The sequence below is a fragment of the Caenispirillum salinarum genome (genome assembly GCF_044803115.1).
Classification (GTDB): Bacteria; Pseudomonadota; Alphaproteobacteria; order Rhodospirillales; family Rhodospirillaceae; genus Caenispirillum; species Caenispirillum salinarum_A.
In genome coordinates, this window is the sequence record NZ_CP085224.1 from 2,243,625 (window position 1) to 2,262,830 (window position 19,206).

The following is a 19,206-nucleotide window of genomic DNA, read 5'->3' on the forward strand; positions in this document are numbered from 1 at the left end:
TCATTCCTCCGGGGTCTCCGGGACGATCAGGCGCAGCACGCCCTGCAGCGGGATGCCGAGCCAGTCGGGCCGGTTGGCCACCTCGTAAGCGATTTCGTACAGGGCCTTTTCAAGGGTAAACGCTTCCAGCAGCGTTGCCGCCGTCTCGCCGTCGCCGGGCCAGACCGCGCAGCCCTCGATGGTCTCGCGGTAGCCGGCCATGAAGGCCGCCACGGTGGAGCGTTCCCAGTCGGCCGCGTATTCGGTCAGGCGATCGAAGGCCTGGTCGTTGAACTCGGCCTGCTTGAACAGGGCGGCCCAGGCGGCGTAGTTGAACGACCGCAGCATGCCGGCGACGTCCTTGAGCGCCGAGTTCTTGGAGCGGCGTTCCTCCAGCTTGCGCGTCGGCTCGCCCTCGAAGTCCAGGAAGACCCAGTCGTTGTGGGCGACCAGCACCTGACCCAGGTGGAAGTCGCCGTGGAAGCGGGTCTTCACCAGGCTGTCTGCGCCCTCGGACGACAGCTTGCGCAGGCGCTCGATGCGGCCCTCGATCTGCCACCAGCTGTCGAACAGGGCGTCGCAGAGGGCCTGTTCCTCTTCCGGCAGATCGGCATGGGCGCGTTCGAGCATGGCGCGCGCCTGCTCCGCCTGTTTGCGCAGGCCGTCCGCCCAGGCCTCGAAGTCGGCGTCGGTGGCGGGCTCGGGCTGGAAGGCGGGCAGGCCGCTGTCCAGGGCGAAGGCCTTGTGCATCTCGGCGACGCGGTTGCCCAACAGCGTCATGAGGGCCAGGAAGTACTCGTGATGCCCGGTGTCCTCGTCGGCGGCTTCCGGCGAGGCGAGCAGGGCCTCTTCCATCACGCGGTCCAGGTAGTCCTGGGTGTAGCTCCAGCCGTCGCCCTGGTTTCGAATGAAGCCCTGCAGCACGGCCAGCGCCGTCTCGCGGCCGCCGCTGTCCTTCATCACCACGCTGCCGTACAGCGGCGGGATGTGTTCGAACTGCGCCACATCGGTCAGGTAGGCGCCCACCTCGATTTCGGGATGGATGCCCTGTTCCAGCCGGCGCAGCACCTTCATCACCATGGCGTCACCAACCATGACGGAGGTGTTGGACTGCTCGCGCGCCAGGCGCTTGACCTCGTCGGCGCGGTTGAGCGTGATCTCCTTGCCCGTCTCGGTCGGCCGGAAGCTCACCGAGCCGCCGACGCCCGTGTCGATGTCGCGGCCCTCCAGCATGGCCTCGACCATGGCGTGGGTGAAGGCGGGGTCGGCAGTGGCGTCGTGCAGGGCGCCCACCTGCGGCCCGCGCCGCACCTTGGCGATGGTGAAGGGCGCCAGACGCTGGAACGGATCGTCGCTGCGCGTCTCCCACGCTATGGACAGCGGCAGGAAGTAGTCGTTGGGTTTTCCCGCCCGCGTGTTGATGGTGTAGGTGGGCAGCAGGAATTCCGTGTTCTCGTGCTTGAGAATGGCGTGGTCGGAGCCCGTGGCTTCCGTGATGGCGTCGTCCTTGGCGGCGAACCAGCGCTGGTTGGGCAGGAAGCCCTTCAGGATCTGGCTTTCCACCATCTCCTTGTTGCGCTCCGCGATGACGCCCTCGATGCCGTTGGCCAGCACCAGCGTCATGAATTCGGGCATGGACTGGACCCACTCGGTGTGCCAGCCCGGCGCCTCGGCCTCGTCGGCCAGGAGGAACCAGTAGAAGCCGTAGGCGGGCAGGGTGAGCAGGTAGGGCATCTCGCCCACCGGCGGGAAGGCCGAGCGGCCCATCAGTTCCACCGGAACGCGGCCCCCGTATTCATGCAGGTCCAGTTCCACGGCCTGGGGCGCGCGGCTCATGTTGGCGACGCAGAGGATGCTTTCGCCCTCAAACTCGCGCAGGTAGGCCAGAACCTTGCGGTTGCCGGGGTAGAGGAACTTCAGTTCGCCGCGCCCGAAGCTCTTGTGCATCTTGCGCACGTTGATCAGCCGGCGCATCCAGTTGAGCAGGCTCGACGGGCTGCGCGCCTGGGCCTCCACGTTGACCGAGGTATAGCCGTACACCGGGTCCATGACGCAGGGCAGGTACAGCTTGGCCGGGTCGCACTTGGAGAACCCGGCGTTGCGGTCGGGGCTCCACTGCATGGGCGTGCGCACGGCATCGCGGTCGCCCAGGTAGATGTTGTCGCCCATGCCCAGTTCGTCGCCGTAATAGACGATGGGCGTGCCCGGCATGGACATGAGCAGGCTGTTCAGCACCTCGATCTTGCGGCGGTCGTTGTCGACCAGCGGCGCCAGGCGGCGGCGAATGCCCAGGTTGATGCGGGCGCGCGGGTCCATGGCGTAGAAGTTCCACAGATAGTCGCGCTCCCGGTCGGTGACCATTTCCAGCGTCAACTCATCGTGGTTGCGCAGGAAAATGGCCCACTGCGACGTGTCGGGAATGTCCGGCGTCTGGCGCATGATGTCGGTGATGGGCAGACGGTCCTCCTGCGCCAGCGCCATGTACATGCGCGGCATCAGGGGGAAATGGAACGCCATGTTGCACTCGTCGCCCTCGCCCTCGCCGAAATAGGGCAGCACGTCCTCGGGCCACTGGTTGGCTTCGCCCAGGAACATGCGGCCGGGGAAGTTCTCGTCCACCCAGGCGCGCAACTGCTTGATGACCTCGTGGGTCTCGGGAAGGTTCTCGTTGTTGGTGCCGTCGCGTTCGATCAGGTAGGGGATGGCGTCCAGGCGCATTCCGTCGACGCCGGCCTCGAACCAGAACTTCATCACCTTGGTGATCTCGTCGAACACCGCCGGGTTGTCCCAGTTCAGGTCCGGCTGGTGGCTGAAGAAGCGGTGCCAGTAGTACTGCCCGGCCACCGGGTCCCACGTCCAGTTGGACGGTTCGGTGTCCAGGAAGATGATGCGCGTGCCTTCATAGTACTTGTCGGTGTCGGACCAGACATAGAAGTTCCGCCACTTTGAACCCTTCTTGGCGTGACGCGACTTCTGGAACCACGGGTGCTGGTCCGAGGTGTGGTTGATGACCAGTTCGGTGATGACCTTCAGGTCGCGCTTGTGGGCCTCCTTCACGAAGTTGCGGAAGTCCCGCATGCTGCCGTAGCGAGGGTTCACCGCCTTGTAGTCGGCGATGTCGTAGCCGTCGTCGCGCAGGGGGCTGGGATAGAAGGGCAGGATCCAGACGGCGGTCACGCCCAGGTCCACCATGTAATCCAGTTTTTGGGTCAGACCCTTGAAGTCCCCGATGCCGTCGTCGGTGGCGTCGTGGAAGGCCTTTACGTGGGCCTGGTAGATAATGGCGTCCTTGTACCAGAGCGGATCGTCGGTCATGGGTGTCCCCGGTCTCGTTCTGAAAATCGGCTGTCGTCAAAAGGGCGGGGCGGCGCGAACGGTCGGTGCCGCCGCTCCCGCGCAGTCGTCAATGCGCGTCAGTAGCTCGGGTTGTAGTAATCGACCTGCTTCCAGCGCGTGACGCGGAAGATCATGGCGGGATTTTCCTCGGGATCGAGCGTCACCTCGTGGTCCGCCCCGTGCCACAGGCGCCGCGTGCCGGAGAACAACTCCTCCACGGCGAAGGCGTCGTCCGGGCCGATCCCCAGTTCCTCCAGCGGGAAGGACAGGACGGACGAGTGCGGCTCGAACGGGTCCAGGTTCACCGCGACGAAGATCATGTTGCTGTCGTCGAAGGTGCGCTTGCCGTAGAAGATGACGTTCTGGTCGGACGATTCGTGGAAGCGCAGGTTCTCAAGCTCGTGCAGGGCCGGGTTCTCGGTGCGGATCTCGTTCAGTTCGGTCACGTAGTCCTTGATGTTGCCCGGCGCGTCCCAGTCGCGGACCTTGTACTGGTACTTCTCGCTGTCCAGGAACTCTTCCTTGCCCGGCACCGGCGTGTTCTCGATCAGCTCGTAGCCGTTGTACATGCCGTAGACGCTCGACGTCGTCGCCGCCAGCACAAGGCGGATCATGTGCGCCGCCCGCCCGCCGCGCTGCAGGAATTCCGGCAGGATGTCGGGGGTGGTGGGGAAGAAGTTCGGCCGCAGGTATTCCTTGCCCGGCCCCTGGGTCAGCTCCGTCAGGTACATTTCCAGCTCGTGGCGGAAGTTGCGCCAGGTGAAGTACGTGTACGACTGCGAAAAGCCCACCTTCGCCAGCATGTGCAGCATGGTCGGGCGGGTGAAGGCCTCCGACAGGAAGATGACCTCGGGGTGCTTGTCCTTCACCTGCCGGATCACCCATTCCCAGAAGGGCACCGGCTTGGTGTGCGGGTTGTCGACCCGGAAGATGGTGACGCCGCAGTCGACCCAGTGCTCGAAGACGGTTCGCAGTTCCTCCCACAGCTCCATCTGGTGGCCGCCGTAGAAGTTGACGTTGACGATGTCCTGGTACTTCTTGGGCGGGTTCTCGGCATAGCGGATGGAGCCGTCGGGGCGGAACTCGAACCAGTCGGGGTGTTCCTTGATCCACGGGTGGTCCGGCGCGCACTGCACGGCGATGTCCATGGCCACTTCCATGCCCAGCTTCTTCGCCTCGGCGACGAAGCGGCGGAAGTCTTCCTCCGTGCCCAGTTCGGGATGCACGGCCTTGTGCCCGCCCTCGTCCGAGCCGATGGCGTAGGGGCTGCCGGGCTCGCCGGGTTCGGCGGTGACGGCGTTGTTCTTGCCCTTGCGGTTGACCTTGCCGATGGGGTGGATGGGCAGCAGGTAGACCACGTCGAACCCCATCTCCCGGATGTCCGGCAGGCGCTTGATGCAGTCGTCGAAGGTGGCGGACTTGTCGGGGTCCGTGCCCTGGCTGCGGGGCGCCATCTCGTACCAGGCGGCATAGCGGGCGCGCACCGGGTCGACCATCACTTCCAACTGCCGGTCATAGGCGATGGCGCGGGAGCGGTCGGGCCAGCGGTTCATCAGGTCGTGCGCCTGGTTGGACCGCATGACCTCGGCCTTGCCGATGGTGTCGGGGGCGGCGTCCATGCGCTCGATCAGCATGCGGAAGCCGTCGTCGTCCACCGTGCCGGCGGCGCGGGTCTTGGCCTCGTCGATCAGCCTGCGGCCCTCGATGACCTCCAGGTTCACGTCCTGTCCGGCCTCGATCTTCTTGCCGACATCGTGCTCCCAGGTGGCCCAGGGGTCGTCCCAGGCTTCGATGGTGTAGACGTAGCGCGTGTTCTCCGGCAGCACGATGGAGGCACGCCAGGCGTCCAGGCCGGGGTTGACCAGCTGCATCGGCAGTTCGGTCCAGGCGTCGTCGGCGTCGGCATAGCGCTTGACCTTCAGGACGGCGGCGATCTTGGCGTGGCCGTCCTTGAAGATTTCCGCGTCGACTGTCAGGGCGTCGCCGACCTCGCGTTTGATGGCGTAGCGGCCGCCGTCGACCTCCGGCCGGACGTTCTGGATGACGATGGAACGGCTGCGAACGGCGCCGGCAAGCTCGTCCGGCGTGGCGATGCGGTGGTGCTCTCCGGTTTCGGCGTGGGCCATTCCAGGCTCCCTTGGCTGTGGTTGTCTTGGGCCGAACGGTGGCGGTCGAAAAAGGCGGTGGCGGTCGGTATCAGTCGGTGGGGCCGTCGCCGGTGAAGACGCGGATCTCGCCGGCCTTGGCGGTCAGGCCGTCTTCTCCGGTGCCGGGGCCGCAGCGGCCGCCCGGCGTGACCTCGTGCCCGCGCATGGCGATGCGGGCCAGCGGGTCGGACCCGTCGCCGGCCATCTGCCAGCTTCCCTTGGGCTCCGGGTTGATGACGGCGAGGCTCCAGTCGCTGCCTTCGGCGTCCTTGCGCAGAAGGCCGGTCACGCCGGTGGGCGACCACACCTGGTACTGCGGCCCTTCGCGGTTGAGGGTGGGCACCAGCGCCCGCATCTGGTTGGTCCGCCAGATGAAGTCCGAGATGTCGAACAGCGGTTCCTCCCAGTGCTCGGGCCGGGTCTCAACCACATGCAGCGGTTCCTTGAAGCCGTACTCGAACCCCATGGGCATCATAACGCCCGTGGAGAAGGTGGCCGTGAACAGGTACAGCGCCTTGTACTGCTGCTCCACCGCCTTCGCCGACGTCACGCCGCGGTCGGCCAGTTCCTGCCGGAAGCGGGGGGTGTCGTGGCTTTCAGGGAAGCCGACCGAGGGCGCGATGCCGCGGAAGCGGTTGTACTGGTCCAGCAGCCACGGGCCCTTGAAGTCCCACCACTTGGCGCTGTTGAACAGGAAGTCGAAGCGGGCGGGGCGCAGGGCCTCCACCTCGTCCTCCCGGCAGCCCAGCGTTTCCGCGAAGAACAGCACGTCGGGGTTGATGGCGTGGGCGGCGTGGTTGACGCCCAGCCAGATGTCGGCCGGCACCTTGTAGGCGGCATCGCAGCGGAAGCCGCGCACACCCAGCTTGACGTAGTGCTTCACCACGTCCTGGAAGTACCGCACGAAGCCGTCCAGTTCCGGCCGCGGCGTGAAGTCGATCTCGGCCAGGTCGCCCCACACCGTGACGTTCTCGGCATTGGCGGGATCGATGGCATAGGGGCTCTGCAGCTCGCCCTTCTCGTCGCGGGCGTAGAACTCGGGGTGCTGGTGCGTCAGCTCCGCATCCTTGGACGTGTGGTTGAGCACCAGGTCCATCATCACCGACAGGCCGTACTTCGCCGCCGAGTCGATGAAGTTCTTCAGCAGGACGTCGTCGGCCTCGTAGGCATTGCCGCGCAGCATGGGGTTCAGGCGGTAGTAGTCCTTCACCGCATACAGCGAGCCAGAGAACCCGGGGAAGTGGAACGGGTTCACGTAGATCCAGTTGAAGCCCATCTGGGCAATGCGGGGCAGGTGGCGCTGCCAGTCATGGATGGGGCCGGCCAGCAGCGGGAACAGATTGTAGATGCGGGGGCCGCGCGGCCCGACGGCGGACGTCATGAAATACCTCCGGAACGGGAAAAAGCAGGGCCAACCACAATCTCCATGATAGGGCCGGCGGGCGTCCGGGTCACGGGGGCGACTGTGAAATCTTCAAACAAATCGCACAAACGGCCGACCAGCGGCGGCGCCCGACCCGGCCGCCGGCCTTCAAGCCGCTGCCTCGTCGAAACGCCGTTGCGGCGTAACCGGTTGCGCCTGACGGCCGCGCCACCGCCCTGAAGCGGAGCAGCGTTCCGGCCTTGAAGGGATGTTGCGCAGAGACACGAAAATGCGTAGCATCAATTGCGAGAGGACAGGGAGGGACGCAACACCATGACGCCGCCGTGGGCCATGCCATCGTCGTCGCATTCGTCATCGCAACCGCCTGTGCCAGCGCCGGGGCGGTGGGAGCAGGTTCTACGCGGGCGGCCGGGCGTGACCATCCTGCGGGGTGCCGAGGTTGATGCGCCGTGGGGAGCGGAGTGTCTTCCGGCCGTCATCCTGCACCGGCGCGGGGCGGTGGTGCTGGAGCCCAGAACACCGCACGGCATCGCCTGCATGTCGGGCGGCGGCGATGCCGCCAGCCCCTGCCGCGCGGTGCTGGATGCGCGGCGCCGGGCGGACCTGCTGCATCGTCATGTCGTCGGGCGCGCCCGCAGGCTGTTCCCGCGCCGCCTGTTTCCCCGGCGCTTCGCCGCCGCCCTGGATTTCACGGCCGTGGTGCTGGTGGAGGCGCCGGCGAACACTGCCGCCGCCCCGGCCGCGGCCCAGGGACGACGGGGGCGCGAGCGGATCTGCTCGGCCGTCGTCTGGTCGGTCGAGAGGCTGGTGGCGCACCTGGACGAGCACGCGCACCCGCCGGCGGCGCGTGCGCTGCCGGTGCTGTCGACCGAAGAGGCGGCGCTGCTGGCGGCGGAGCTTGTCGTCCCCCTGTCTCCGTCCTCGGCGGAGGCAACCGTGGCTCGCCACTTCGCGTTGCGCTCCCCGACGGGTCATCCCACCTAACGGGTGGGACGGCACCCCGTCGTCCAGATGTCACCGCGACGGAGCCTCTGCATGGAAATCGTTGAAATCGGCGGAATTTTCGGCCTTCTGCTGTTGATCGCCGATGTCTGGGCCATCGTTAACGTCATCGGGTCCAACCGGGGCACCGGCGCCAAGGTGCTGTGGATCCTGGCAATCCTCATCTTCCCGCTGCTGGGCTTCCTGGTCTGGCTGATCTTCGGGCCGCGCAGCGCCAAGAGCGTCCGGTCGTGACGTCCGACGCCGGCCGACCGGGCGAAACCCGCCAGCGCGCCGCCCATCGCGGCCGCGCGGCGCTGGTAGGGCTCGCCGCCTTTCTGGGCGCTGTCTTCATCGCCATGCTGATCGCCGGCCTGGCGACGCGGGTCGGCGTCAACGGCTGGTACGCCGAGGCGTCGAAGCCCTTCTGGACGCCGCCCGACTGGGTGTTCACGCCTGTCTGGACAGCCCTCTATGCGCTGATGGCGGTCGCCGCCTGGCTGGTCTGGCGGCGCAGCGGCTGGCACGGCGCGCGGCTGGCGCTGACGCTGTTCTTTGTGCAGTTGGGGCTGAACGTCCTGTGGCCCATCCTGTTTTTCAGCTTCAAGCTGACCGGCTGGGCCTCGCTGGAAATCCTGCTGCTGGTGCTGGCGATTCTGGCAACCGCCTGGCGGTTCGACCGCCATTCCCGCATCGCCGCCGCGCTGCTGCTGCCCTATGCGGTGTGGACGGGCTATGCCGCCTCCATCAGCATTGCCGTTTGGCTGATGATGCCCGGTGCCGAGGCGGCGGGCGGCGCACCTCCCGCCTGATCCGCCTTCCGATCGCGTCCGATCCGATCGGTGCCGCCGCCCGTTGATGCGGTGTCACGCGCCGCCCCGCCGGCGCTCCGCGCCCATGGGAGGTATCCGTGTCCACGCCCAGCCGCCAGAGCGCCGCCGAGGAGCCCGAAGGCGCTTCGCCGTACCGCACGGACGAGGCGCCGGCCAACCCGGCCGTCAGCGCGGCCGCTGAACAGATCAACGACGACGCCAGCCCGGCGGCCAAGCATCGCCGCCGCCTGCGCATGATCGTTGCTCCTGCCGTTCTGGCGCTGCTGGTGTTCGTGGTGTGGCTGCTGGGGACGACGCTGCTGCCCTTCATCGTCGCCGGCCTGCTGGCGGTGCTGCTGAGCCCCGTGGTGGAGCGGATGGCCGGCTGGAAGCTCATGCCGCGCCCGGTGGCGGCGGTGCTGGTGACGGCTGGCGTGGTGCTGCTGATCGCCGGCATCATGGCGGCCATCACCCCCATGCTGGTGCGCGAGGTGACCAACCTGACGCAGCAGCTTCCAGACATCCTGTCGCAGGTCTATTGGTGGGTGCGGCTAAGGGTCGGCGACACGGTGGACCTGCCGACGCAGGAAGAACTGCGCCAGCGCGTCGCCGACATGGTGATGCCCGTCGGCACCTACATCGACAGCGCCCTGTCCTATGGCACGAGCCTGGTCTCGATGCTGCTTCTCGTGTTCATCACGCCGTTCCTGACGGCCTATCTCCTGGCCGACTGGCCGCGCGTTCTGCGGCGGTCGGACTCGCTTCTGCCGCGCCGGTCGGCACCCACCATCCGCAGCATGATGAACGACATGCGCGTGCAGCTTGGCGCCTACATTCGCGGGCAGTTGCTGATCGTGCTGTGGCAGGGCGTGCTGCACGCCGCCGGCCTCATGATCATCGGCCTGAACTTCGGGCTGATCATCGGCATCATGACAGGCATTTCGGCGCTGGTGCCGGTGATCGGCAATCTGACGATGTTTTCCATCGCGCTGATCGTCGCCGTCATCCAGTTCGACACCCTCGGGCCCGTGCTGGGCGTGATCGGCATCTATGCGCTTTCGCAGCTTCTGGAGACCACCGTCCTGACGCCCTGGCTGGTGGGCGAGCGCGTGCGCCTGCACCCCGTGTGGGTGATCTTCGCCCTGCTGATCGGCGGCAGCCTGTTCGGCCTGGTCGGCGCCCTGCTCGCCATGCCGGTGGCGGCTGTCCTGCGCGTGCTGTTCGGCTACACGGCCGAGCGCTACCGCAGCAGCAAGCTGTACGAGGAGCTGTAGCCGGGGCCGCGCCGGTCGTAATTTCGGCAGCATCCGCAACGGGGCCGGCCGGCGCGGCGTTCTCCCGCAAGGACGCCCACAGACACACGAATTCAACTCTAAGCCGGATGGAGACGCACGAATGGCTGACCGCACGGACATCGACCGCCTGCGCAACCAGGTCGACACGCTGCGCGAGCAGCTCGCCGATCTGACCGACGAGGCCGGTCACGAGGCCGAGCGCTACCGCGCCCGCGCCATGCGCCGCATGCGCGGGATGTACGGCCAGGCACGCCACTATGCCCACGACGCCGGGGACCAGATGGGCCGCCAGGTCGGCCGGCATCCCATCACCAGCCTGCTGGTGGCCTTCGCCGTCGGCATCGCCCTCGGCAAGCTGCTGGACCTGGACCGCTCGTGAGCCGGACGGCTCGGACGGCAAACGGTTCCGGCTTTAGCGAGGGGAAAGGAGGGGACACCGCATGATCGCTCGCCTCATGGCCGTCCTGGCCTTGAAGGAACGCGCAAAGGTCGCTATGGAAAACGCCGCGGAGGCAGCCGTCGCCGTGGCAATCCGCATCGCCATCAAGCTGGTGGCGGCCATTTTCCTGCTGATCGGTTTCATCTACGCCACCATCGCGCTGTACCTGTACCTGATGACCGTGATGGAGCCCTGGCAGGCCATGGGCATCGTCGCCGGCGGCATTCTGGTGATCGGCGTGGTCATCTTCCTGCTGGGTTCGGGCGGCGCCAAGGCCGAGGCGACCGGCGAGGGGGCTCCGCGCGAGCCCCGCGGCGGCCGGCCCACCGCCCCGCCGCCGCGCACCCGTCGCCCGCCGGGGGAACCGGTGGAGGCCGATCCCATGGCCGCCATGGCCGCCCGCGGCGGCGAGGTGGGGGTTGCCCTGCATGAGCGCCTGCGCCGGAACCCTGAACTGGCCGCCGCCGCCGCCCTTGGGGCCGGCCTCCTCATCGGCCGCAGCCCCGGGGCCCGCAAGGCCCTGCTGGCGCTGGTCAGTGCCGCGCTGGGAGCAAAGGCGAGCAAAGACTGACCCGCATCGGCGGCATCCAGCATCCGCCGCGCGCTGCAAGGGCCGCTCCGCCGGAAGGCGGGCGGCCCTTTCTTCGTTTGGCGCAGGCCGCACGCGCCCTCCCGCCGCGACCGACACTCTCTTCCCCGTCGGGTGACACTGTCGCGGCTTGCGGCCCTCGGCCGTCAGTCGGTCACCTTCACGCCGGCTGCTTCCAGGTGCCGGCGGTTTTCCTCCAGCAGCGCCAGCATGTCGCTGACGTGGATGAACTTTTCGCGCGGTGCGCCGTCGTGGGCGCGGGCGCGCTCGGCGGCGTCTATGCGGCACCAGTCGTCATAGCAGACGTGGCGGTAGCCGCGCGCGGCCAGGATCTTCTCGAGCCCGGCACCGCCGCTGCCGTGGGCGGTTTTGCCCGACAGGTGCTCCAGCGCGTGGCCGGCGGCCTCGCGGGCGCTGGCCCGGTTGGCGGTGATGACGCCGCGCGGCCCGTGGCGCGCCCAGCCCACCACATAAAGCCCCGGTTCCACCACGCCGTCGGTGTTGGCGATGACGCCCCGGCGCTCGTCCAGCGGCAGGCCGGGGAAGGGCACGGCCTTGTAGCCGATGCAGGTGACCACCGTGCCCACCTTCAGCGACTCGGTAACCCCCGTCGACAGCACTTGACCGTTGACCAGCTTGGTGTGCTCCACCAGCAGTCCGGCGACGTTGCCGTGGCCGTCCCCGAGGACCGCCCGCGGCGCGCGGTGGAACAGCATGTGAACGCGCACCGGCACGTCCCGGCGGGGACGCTGAACGAAGCCGTGAAGGATCTCCAGGTTGCGCCGGGCGACGCGGGCGGCGCGGGGCTCCATGTCCTCCGGCGGGTGCTCGGGCAGAAGGTGGGGCTCGATGATGGGATCGGCCTGCGCCAACTCGCCCATCTCGCGCAGTTCGGCGGCGGTGAACGCCGCCTGCGCCGGACCGCGCCGGCCGAGAACGTAGATGTCGGTGACGGGATGGCGCTCGATGACGCTGGCCGCCGGTCGGGCGAGGTCGGTGTCGTGCGCTTCTTCCGGCGTCAGGGCCAGGATGCGCGCCACGTCCAGCGCCACGTTGCCATTGCCGATGACGGCGACGCCCGGCCCCGGAATGCGAGGCGCCAGGTCGGCGAAGTCGGGGTGGCCGTTGTACCAGCCGACGAAGGCGGCCGATCCGTAGACGCCGGCCAGGTCCTCGCCCTTCACGCCGAGCTTGCGGTCGCCGGCGGCGCCGACGGCGATCACCACCACGTCGTAAAGCCGGCGCAGCTCTGTGATGTCCACGTCGCGGCCGACGGTGACATTGCCGAGGAACCGCACACCCCCCTTGCTGAACAGGGGCTCGAACTGGCGGATGACCTGCTTGGTCTTCTGGTGATCGGGCGCCACGCCCCCGCGCACGAGGCCGTAGGGGGTGGGCAGACGGTCCAGCACGTCCACCGCCACCTCCGGGGCCAGCCGCTTGATCTCGTCGGCGCAGTACAGGCCCGCCGGGCCGCTTCCGATGATGCAGACGCTACCGGTGACGCTCATGCCTCGCCGTCTCCCTCCGCGTGGCTTGAGGACTGGGGACTCGAGTGTAGCGGATAATGCGGGGCCGTGGCGATGCATGAGACGGCAGTGCGTCATTCAAACGTCATGCGGCGGGGCTGGACAACGGGACCTGTTCGTATAACCTTAATAAGAGAGTGGGATAGGGCGCGCGGCCGTGGGGACGGGACGCGCCGGGAATTGGCCTGGGGAGGCCGGGGGACACCACATCATGAGCCAACGCGAGTTGGAGCGCTTCGCGCGCGACATGCATACCGAAGACCACGTCTACCGCGCCGCCCTGCTGGCCGGTCTGCGTTGCCGCACAATGTCTGAACTGGAGGCGTTCCTCCTCGGTCTGGGCTACGACGTCCGCGCCGCCGACCTGCGGACGGCCGGCGCCCTTGCGCCCGCGCTTGAGGGGGGCGGCGCGGCCCAGTAATCTCCCAGGTCCAAGAAGCCATGAACCGGACCAGGGAGATCGTCCTTTGCCCTTCTATGCCATCGACGGCCTGCGCCCCGTGGTGCATCCCAGCGCCTACGTCCACCCGACCGCCGTGCTGATCGGCGACGTCATCGTCGGCCCCAACTGCTACATCGCCCCCGGCGCGTCCTTGCGCGGAGACTTCGGCCGGCTGGTGCTGGAGGAAGGCTCCAACCTGCAAGACAACTGCACCATGCACGGCTTCCCCGGCACCGACACGGTGATCGAGGTAGACGGCCATATCGGCCATGGCGCGGTGCTGCACGGCTGCCGGGTCGGCCGCAATGCTCTGGTGGGCATGAACTGCGTCGTGATGGACGGCGCGGTGGTCGGGGAGTCGGCGATCATCGCCGCCTGTGCGTTCGTGAAAGCGGGGCAGGAGATTCCAGCCCGCACCCTCGCCGCCGGCATCCCCGCCAAGGTCCTGCGCGACCTGTCGGAGGAGGAGATCGCCTGGAAGCAGGCCGGTACGCGGGATTACCAGAACCTGGCCCTGCGCTCGGCCCGCAGCATGGTGGAGGTCCGCCCGCTGACCGAGATGGAGGAGGGGCGCCCCCGCTATGAGGGCGGCGAGGCCAAACCGAAGAACTAGCAGGGGCCGCGTGCCCCGGGAGGCGACGGCATGGCAATCACCGACGGCGGCGACGAGTCCTTCTTCCTGATCCACAGCGATCTGCCGCGGGAGGGGCCGGGCACCGACGACACCACCCGCCAGGCCATCGAGCGCCTGCCGCCGCTGCCCGAGCAGGCGGCGGTGCTCGACCTCGGGTGCGGGCCGGGGCGGCACACCGTCATTCTGGCGAAAACGCTGCGCCGCCCGGTGACGGGCGTCGACCTCCACCGCCCCTACCTGGAGCGCATGATGGCCGAAGCCGCCCGTCAGGGCGTCGGCGATCTGGTGCGGGCGCGGCAGGAGGACATGATGCGCCTGTCCGACCCGCCCGAGAGCATCGACCTCATCTGGTCGGAAGGGGCGGCTTATAGCTCCGGCACCGGCGAGGCGCTGAAGGAATGGCGCCGGGTGCTCAAGCCCGGCGGGATGTGCGTGTTCTCGGAACTGACGTGGCTCGCCGAAGACCCGCCCGAGGAAGCGCGCGACTTCTGGGCCGACAACTATCCTCCCATGACCGGCATCGACGGCAACAGGCGCATTGCCGAGGATGCGGGATACCACGTTTTTGACCACTGGGTGATGCCGCCGGCGGCGTGGTGGCCTGACTACTACACGCCCCTGCGCCAGCGGTGCGACGAACTGGCCCCGATCGCCGAGCACGACTCGGCCCTGGCCGGAGTGCTTGCCGGCGAGCGGCGCGAGATCGACGTTTTCGCCCGTTCCAACGGCAGTTACTCCTATGTTTTTTATTACTTGAGAAAATCTTGATATGAAACGCGGTTTCGCGCTGGCGCCGATTCTCGGCCGTGTTATTGCGCGGGCGCCGCTTGACGAGGGTCGGTGCGGGACCGAATTCTAGACCCGTGGCGCAGTGCCACAGCCGCCGGTTCGCTACAGTGAACAGGCCGACCGGCGGGCAACGTCAGTTGGGACCTCGATGTTGGGGTCCGGCAAGGGAGACGACGACATGAAGCTTCGCCTCACCAAGCTCACCGCCGCCGCCTTCGCGCTCGCCGTCGGCATCGCCACCTTCGTGGCGACCAACCCGGCGGTCGCCTGCGACAAGTACGTGGGCGTGTGACGTCGGCGACGACGGCGCAACGTAAAGGAAGCCCCGGCGGCCGCTTCGGCCGCCGGGGCTTTTCCATTGCGCCTGCGCGGCCGGTGCGGTGCCGCGCGTGGAGGAACGATGAAGGGCGTCAGCCGCCCTCGATTTCCTCGCGCAGCATCTCCAGCTCCAGCCATCGCTCCTCGGACTGGGCCAGCTCGGTCTTCACCGCGTCCAGCTTGTCGGCCGTCTTCTGGAAGCGCTCCGGGTCCTTGGCGTAGAGGTTGCCGTCGGTCAGCGTCTTTTCCAGAAGCTCCGCTTCGGCCGTCAGTTCCTCGATGCGCTTGGGCAGACGCTCCAGGTCGCGTTGCTGCTTGTAGCCCAGCTTGGCGGTGCGCGGCTTGGGCTTTTCCTTCTGAGCGGCCGGTTTCTCGGCCTTCTCCGACTTGGCCTTGGCATGGGTGGCGTTGCTGACGGCCACGCCCTCGCCGCGCTGCGCGACCATGTCGGAATAGCCGCCGGCGTATTCCGTCGCCGTGCCGTCTCCGGGCATGAAGATGGAGGCCGTCACCACGCGGTCGAGGAAGTCGCGGTCGTGGCTGACGATCAGCAGCGTGCCCTCGTACTCCGACAGAAGCTCCTGGAGCAGATCGAGCGTGTCCATGTCCAGGTCGTTGGTGGGCTCGTCCAGTACCAGGAAGTTGCTGGGCTTGGCGAGCGTCTTGGCCAGCAGCAGGCGGTTGCGCTCGCCGCCCGACAGGCTGCCGACAGGACTGCGGGCCTGCGTCGCGTCGAACAGGAAATCCTTCATGTAGCCGACCACATGACGCGGCGTACCGCGCACGTTGATGTGGTCGCCGCCCGTGTCGGCCAGCGTGTCCCAGATGGTCTTGCTGTCGTCCAGGCCCGCCCGGCGCTGGTCCAGATAGGTCATGGTCAGGTTGGTGCCCAGCCGCACGCGGCCTTCGTCCGGCTGCATCTGGCCGGTGAGGATTTTCAGAAGCGTCGACTTGCCGGCGCCGTTGGGGCCGATGAAACCCACCTTGTCCCCGCGCAGGATGCGGGTGGAGAAATCGTCCAGGATCAGCCGGTCGTCGAAGCGCTTGGAGACATTCTCGGCCTCGATCACCAGCTTGCCCGAGGCCTGGCCCACGTCCGCCTCCATGGACACCGAGCCCGCCTTGGCGATGGTCAGCGAGCGTTCCTTGCGCACCTCCTGCAAGCGGTTGAGCCGGCCCATGTTGCGGCGGCGGCGGGCGGGCAGGGTGCGGCTCGCCCACACCGCTTCCTCGGCGATCTGCTTGTCGAGCTTCTCCATCTCGGCCGCCTCGCGCGCCATGACCTCGTCGGACCAGCGGTCGAAGTCCTGGAAGCCCGCGTCGTTGCGGCGGACGACGCCGCGATCCAGCCAGAAGGTCGTGTTGGTCAGGCGGTTGAGAAAGGCGCGGTCGTGGCTGATGAGCACCAGCCCGCCGCGGAAGCGCAGCAGTTCCTCTTCCAGCCACTGGATCGTCGGCAAGTCCAGGTGGTTGGTGGGCTCGTCCAGCAGCAGGATGTCGGCGCCCGAGACGAACAGCCGCGCCAACGCCGCCCGGCGCGCCTCGCCACCCGACAGGGTGGTGGGGTCCAGCGACGGGTCCAGCGCGACCGCGTCCAGCAGGATGTCGACGTGGTGCAATTCATCTTCGCGCGCCGCCGACAGCCCTTGCGCCACGAAATCGTGCACCGTGTCGAAGCCCGACAGGTCGGGCTCCTGCGGCAGATAGGCGACCTTCACGCCCGGCTGGGTCCAGATCTCGCCGCCGTCGGGCTGCACCACGCCGGCGGCGATCTTCAGCAGGGTCGATTTGCCCGAGCCGTTGCGGCCGACCAACGAGACGCGGTCGCCGCGCCCGACGGCGACCTCCACGCCGGTGAACAGGGCCTTGTCGCCCAGCGAGAGGCGAATGTCTTTCAGCGTCAGAAGCGGGGGCGCCGGCGGCACGGGTGCGATGTCCTCTAAAGGCCAGGAAACAGGCGGGAAAGAGGCCGCGTTTGTACCACCCTCCCTACGCCACGTGCAACGCGCCCGCCGGGTGGGTGGGCTGCACGCCCCAGATCTCGCGGGCGTAGTCCATCACGACGCCGTCGGCACTGAACTTGCCCATGCGCGCAATCGTCAGGATGGACCGGCGGGTCCAGTCGTCCGGATCATCCACGAACAACCGTTCCGCCTTTTCCTGCGCCTCAAGATAGGCGGCGAAGTCGGCGCACAGCATGTAACGGTCGCCGGAGGTCAGGCTTTCGACGATGGGGCGGTGGCGGCTCGGGTCGGCCGGCGAGAAGTAGCCGTCGGAAATCATGTCCAGCACGCGGGCGAGCGCCGGGTTGGAGGCGATGAAGACCTTCGGGTCGTAGCCCTCGCGCGTCATGCGCTCCACATCGCCGGCGGACAGGCCGAAGAAGAACAGGTTCTCCTCGCCCACCTCTTCGGCGATCTCGATGTTGGCGCCGTCGCGGGTGCCGATGGTCAGCGCGCCGTTCAGGGCCAGCTTCATGTTGCCGGTGCCCGAGGCTTCCGTGCCGGCGGTGGAGATCTGCTGCGACAGGTCGGCCGCGGGCATGATGCGCTCCGCCACGCTGACGTTGTAGTCGGGCACGAACACCAGTTTCAGCGCGTCGCGGGTCGCCGGGTCGCGGTTGATGACGTCGGCCACGTCGTTGATGAGCCGGATGATGACCTTCGCCATGGCATAGCCCGGTGCTGCCTTGCCGGCGATCAGCACCGTGCGCGGCGCGATGTCGTCGCCCGCGCGCAGGCGGTTGTAGCGGTGGATGACGTGCAGCACGTTCAGAAGCTGGCGCTTGTATTCGTGGATGCGCTTGACCTGCACGTCGAACAGGCTCGCGGGGTCCAGCGGGCCGGCCAGGCGGTGCGAGAGCCAGGCGCTCAGCCGCTCCTTCGCCTCGCGCTTTTCGGCCATGACGGCGGCACGGAAGCCTTCGTCCTCGGCCAGCGGCATCAGCTCGCGCAGGCGCTCCAGGTCGGTCTTCCAGGCGTCTCCGATGCGCGCCGAGATCAGGCCCGACAGGCCGGGATTCGCCTGGTTCAGCCATCGCCGGGGCGTGATGCCGTTGGTGCGGTTGACGATGCGGTCGGGGAACAGCCGGTGCAGGTCCGAAAAGATGCCCGCGCGCATCAGGTCGGTGTGCAGGCGCGCCACCCCGTTGACCTTGTGGCTGCCCACGAAGGCCAGGTGGGCCATGCGCACGCGCTTTTCGGGCTCCTCGGCGATCAGCGAAACCCGCCGCGCCAGGTCGTGCTCGCCGGGGAAGCGGTGGCGCACGTCGTCCAGGAAGCGGGCGTTGATCTCGTAGATGATTTCCAGGTGGCGCGGCAGCAGACGCTCGAACAGCGCCACCGGCCATGTCTCCAGCGCCTCGGGCAGCAGGGTGTGGTTTGTGTAGGCAAACGTGCCGACGCAAATCTCCCACGCCTCGTGCCAGGGCAGGTGATGCTCGTCCATCAGGAGGCGCATCAACTCGGGCACGGCAATGCTTGGGTGCGTGTCGTTGAGCTGCACCGCCACCTTCTCCGGCAGGCGGGCCAGGTCGCCGTGACGCTTGCGGAAGCGGCGCAGGATGTCGCGCAGGCTCGCGGCGGCGAAGAAATACTCCTGCTTGAAGCGCAGTTCCTTGCCCTGGCTGGTGCTGTCGTCGGGATAGAGCACCTGGGAGATGGTCTCCGACGCCGATTCCTCGCGCACGGCCTCGATGTAGTCCCCGCGGTTGAAGCGGGCCAGGTCGAAGCCGTGGCTCGCCTTGGCGTCCCACAGGCGGATGTTGTTGACCGTCCAGGCCCCGAAGCCGGGGATGGGCAGGTCGTAGGCGGTGGCGATCACTTCCTCGCCACCTTCCCAGTGGCGGCGCGGATGACCCTCCTGGTCGCGGTATTCCACGGTGTGACCGCCGAAGCGTATGGGGTAGGCGACCTCCGGCCGCGCGAACTCCCATGGGTTGCCGCGCGCCAGCCAGTTCTCCGGCACCTCGCGCTGCTCGCCGTTTTCGATGACTTGGCCGAACATGCCGTGGTGGTAGTGGATGCCGTATCCCATGCCGGGAATGCCGACGGTCGCCATGCTGTCGATGAAACACGCCGCCAGCCGCCCCAGACCGCCGTTGCCGAGCGCCGCCTCGGGCTCCTGCTCGCAAACGGCGTCCAGGTCCTGGCCCAGCACGGCCAGCGCGGCGCGGGTGACGTCGAGCACGCCGGTGGACAGCATGTTGGCCTTCAGCGACCGCCCGATCAGGAACTCCAGCGACAGGTAATAGATGCGCTTGGCGTCGGAGTGGTCGGCCTGGCGCAGGCTGTCGATCCAGGTTTCCACCAGCAGGTCGCGCACCGTGCGCGCGGTGACCATGTACCAGTCGTGCGGCGTGGCGTCGCCCGCGTCCTTGCCGATGTCGTGCTTGAGATGATCGAGCAGCCGGCGCTGCGCGTCTCGCACCTCGCTGGCCGGAAGGGCGGCGGCGGACGGCGTTTCGGAGCGGCGGCGGCGGTCGGTCACGGCGGCGATCCCGGTGCGGTGTGCGGAAGGCGGCGGGCGGACGT

The 19,206-nt window shown here is 67.9% G+C and carries 15 protein-coding genes; 9 read left to right on the forward strand and 6 right to left on the reverse strand.

Going from position 1 to position 19,206, the window contains the following annotated elements:
* The 3 genes from treS to LG334_RS10265 form a co-directional block, all read right to left on the reverse strand.
* Nucleotides 1-3,294: a maltose alpha-D-glucosyltransferase gene (gene treS / locus LG334_RS10255; RefSeq protein WP_404385781.1), complete on the reverse strand. Its 3,294-nt coding sequence runs from the start codon at nt 3,292-3,294 to the stop codon at nt 1-3.
* A gap of 98 nt (nt 3,295-3,392) precedes the next feature.
* The gene (locus LG334_RS10260; RefSeq protein ID WP_404385783.1) at nt 3,393-5,441 is read right to left on the reverse strand and encodes an alpha-1,4-glucan--maltose-1-phosphate maltosyltransferase; all 2,049 of its coding nucleotides are present in this window, start codon (nt 5,439-5,441) and stop codon (nt 3,393-3,395) included.
* Nucleotides 5,442-5,511: 70 nt separating this feature from the next.
* Complete coding sequence (locus tag LG334_RS10265; protein ID WP_404385785.1) at nt 5,512-6,843, reverse strand: alpha-amylase family glycosyl hydrolase; 1,332 nt, start codon at nt 6,841-6,843, stop codon at nt 5,512-5,514.
* 417 nt (nt 6,844-7,260) lie between these two features.
* On the opposite strand from LG334_RS10265, the gene LG334_RS10270 reads away from it, so the two are divergent.
* The 6 genes from LG334_RS10270 (at nt 7,261) to LG334_RS10295 (ending at nt 10,944) form a co-directional block, all read left to right on the forward strand.
* On the forward strand, nt 7,261-7,830 hold the full coding sequence (locus tag LG334_RS10270; protein WP_404385787.1) for a hypothetical protein: 570 nt from the start codon (nt 7,261-7,263) through the stop codon (nt 7,828-7,830).
* 51 nt (nt 7,831-7,881) lie between these two features.
* The gene (locus tag LG334_RS10275) at nt 7,882-8,082 is read left to right on the forward strand and encodes a PLDc N-terminal domain-containing protein (protein ID WP_404385789.1); all 201 of its coding nucleotides are present in this window, start codon (nt 7,882-7,884) and stop codon (nt 8,080-8,082) included.
* Nucleotides 8,079-8,639 (forward strand): TspO/MBR family protein, encoded by a 561-nt coding sequence (locus LG334_RS10280; RefSeq protein WP_404385791.1) that lies wholly within the window; start codon nt 8,079-8,081, stop codon nt 8,637-8,639. Before LG334_RS10275 ends, LG334_RS10280 begins: the two co-directional genes overlap by 4 nt.
* Nucleotides 8,640-8,737: 98 nt before the next feature.
* Nucleotides 8,738-9,913 (forward strand): AI-2E family transporter, encoded by a 1,176-nt coding sequence (locus LG334_RS10285; protein WP_404385793.1) that lies wholly within the window; start codon nt 8,738-8,740, stop codon nt 9,911-9,913.
* A 121-nt stretch (nt 9,914-10,034) separates the two neighbouring features.
* Nucleotides 10,035-10,313 (forward strand): hypothetical protein, encoded by a 279-nt coding sequence (locus LG334_RS10290; protein WP_404385795.1) that lies wholly within the window; start codon nt 10,035-10,037, stop codon nt 10,311-10,313.
* A gap of 61 nt (nt 10,314-10,374) precedes the next feature.
* Nucleotides 10,375-10,944 carry a hypothetical protein gene (locus LG334_RS10295; protein ID WP_404385797.1) on the forward strand — a complete coding sequence of 190 codons (570 nt, stop codon included), beginning with the start codon at nt 10,375-10,377 and terminating at the stop codon, nt 10,942-10,944.
* Between the two features lie 164 nt (nt 10,945-11,108).
* Here LG334_RS10295 and LG334_RS10300 read toward each other — a convergent pair whose 3' ends face one another.
* The gene (locus LG334_RS10300; protein WP_404385799.1) at nt 11,109-12,473 is read right to left on the reverse strand and encodes an FAD-dependent oxidoreductase; all 1,365 of its coding nucleotides are present in this window, start codon (nt 12,471-12,473) and stop codon (nt 11,109-11,111) included.
* 229 nt (nt 12,474-12,702) lie between these two features.
* Between LG334_RS10300 and LG334_RS10305 the strand changes: the two genes are divergently transcribed.
* Genes LG334_RS10305 through LG334_RS10315 form a run of 3 tightly spaced genes read left to right on the forward strand, consistent with a single transcriptional unit; the run spans nt 12,703 to nt 14,335 of the window.
* Complete coding sequence (locus LG334_RS10305; RefSeq protein ID WP_404385801.1) at nt 12,703-12,912, forward strand: hypothetical protein; 210 nt, start codon at nt 12,703-12,705, stop codon at nt 12,910-12,912.
* A gap of 46 nt (nt 12,913-12,958) precedes the next feature.
* Nucleotides 12,959-13,546: a phenylacetic acid degradation protein PaaY gene (gene paaY / locus LG334_RS10310; RefSeq protein WP_009541630.1), complete on the forward strand. Its 588-nt coding sequence runs from the start codon at nt 12,959-12,961 to the stop codon at nt 13,544-13,546.
* A gap of 30 nt (nt 13,547-13,576) precedes the next feature.
* Nucleotides 13,577-14,335, forward strand: a complete 759-nt coding sequence (locus LG334_RS10315) for a class I SAM-dependent methyltransferase (protein WP_404385803.1) — start codon at nt 13,577-13,579, stop codon at nt 14,333-14,335.
* Between the two features lie 431 nt (nt 14,336-14,766).
* On the opposite strand, the gene LG334_RS10320 is transcribed toward LG334_RS10315, so the two are convergent.
* Together LG334_RS10320 and LG334_RS10325 are read right to left on the reverse strand one after the other, a co-directional pair.
* The gene (locus LG334_RS10320; protein WP_404385805.1) at nt 14,767-16,599 is read right to left on the reverse strand and encodes an ABC-F family ATP-binding cassette domain-containing protein; all 1,833 of its coding nucleotides are present in this window, start codon (nt 16,597-16,599) and stop codon (nt 14,767-14,769) included.
* Nucleotides 16,600-16,663: 64 nt separating this feature from the next.
* On the reverse strand, nt 16,664-19,162 hold the full coding sequence (locus LG334_RS10325) for a glycogen/starch/alpha-glucan phosphorylase (RefSeq protein WP_404385807.1): 2,499 nt from the start codon (nt 19,160-19,162) through the stop codon (nt 16,664-16,666).
* Nucleotides 19,163-19,206 lie beyond the last annotated feature (44 nt).

Coding starts and splice junctions, on each gene's coding strand:
- treS (WP_404385781.1), bottom strand. CDS start 3,294: ATGACCGACGATCCGCTCTGGTACAAGGACGCCATTATCTACCAGGCC.
- LG334_RS10260 (WP_404385783.1), bottom strand. CDS start 5,441: ATGGCCCACGCCGAAACCGGAGAGCACCACCGCATCGCCACGCCGGAC.
- LG334_RS10265 (WP_404385785.1), bottom strand. CDS start 6,843: ATGACGTCCGCCGTCGGGCCGCGCGGCCCCCGCATCTACAATCTGTTC.
- LG334_RS10275 (WP_404385789.1), top strand. CDS start 7,882: ATGGAAATCGTTGAAATCGGCGGAATTTTCGGCCTTCTGCTGTTGATC.
- LG334_RS10290 (WP_404385795.1), top strand. CDS start 10,035: ATGGCTGACCGCACGGACATCGACCGCCTGCGCAACCAGGTCGACACG.
- LG334_RS10295 (WP_404385797.1), top strand. CDS start 10,375: ATGATCGCTCGCCTCATGGCCGTCCTGGCCTTGAAGGAACGCGCAAAG.
- LG334_RS10300 (WP_404385799.1), bottom strand. CDS start 12,473: ATGAGCGTCACCGGTAGCGTCTGCATCATCGGAAGCGGCCCGGCGGGC.
- LG334_RS10305 (WP_404385801.1), top strand. CDS start 12,703: ATGAGCCAACGCGAGTTGGAGCGCTTCGCGCGCGACATGCATACCGAA.
- LG334_RS10315 (WP_404385803.1), top strand. CDS start 13,577: ATGGCAATCACCGACGGCGGCGACGAGTCCTTCTTCCTGATCCACAGC.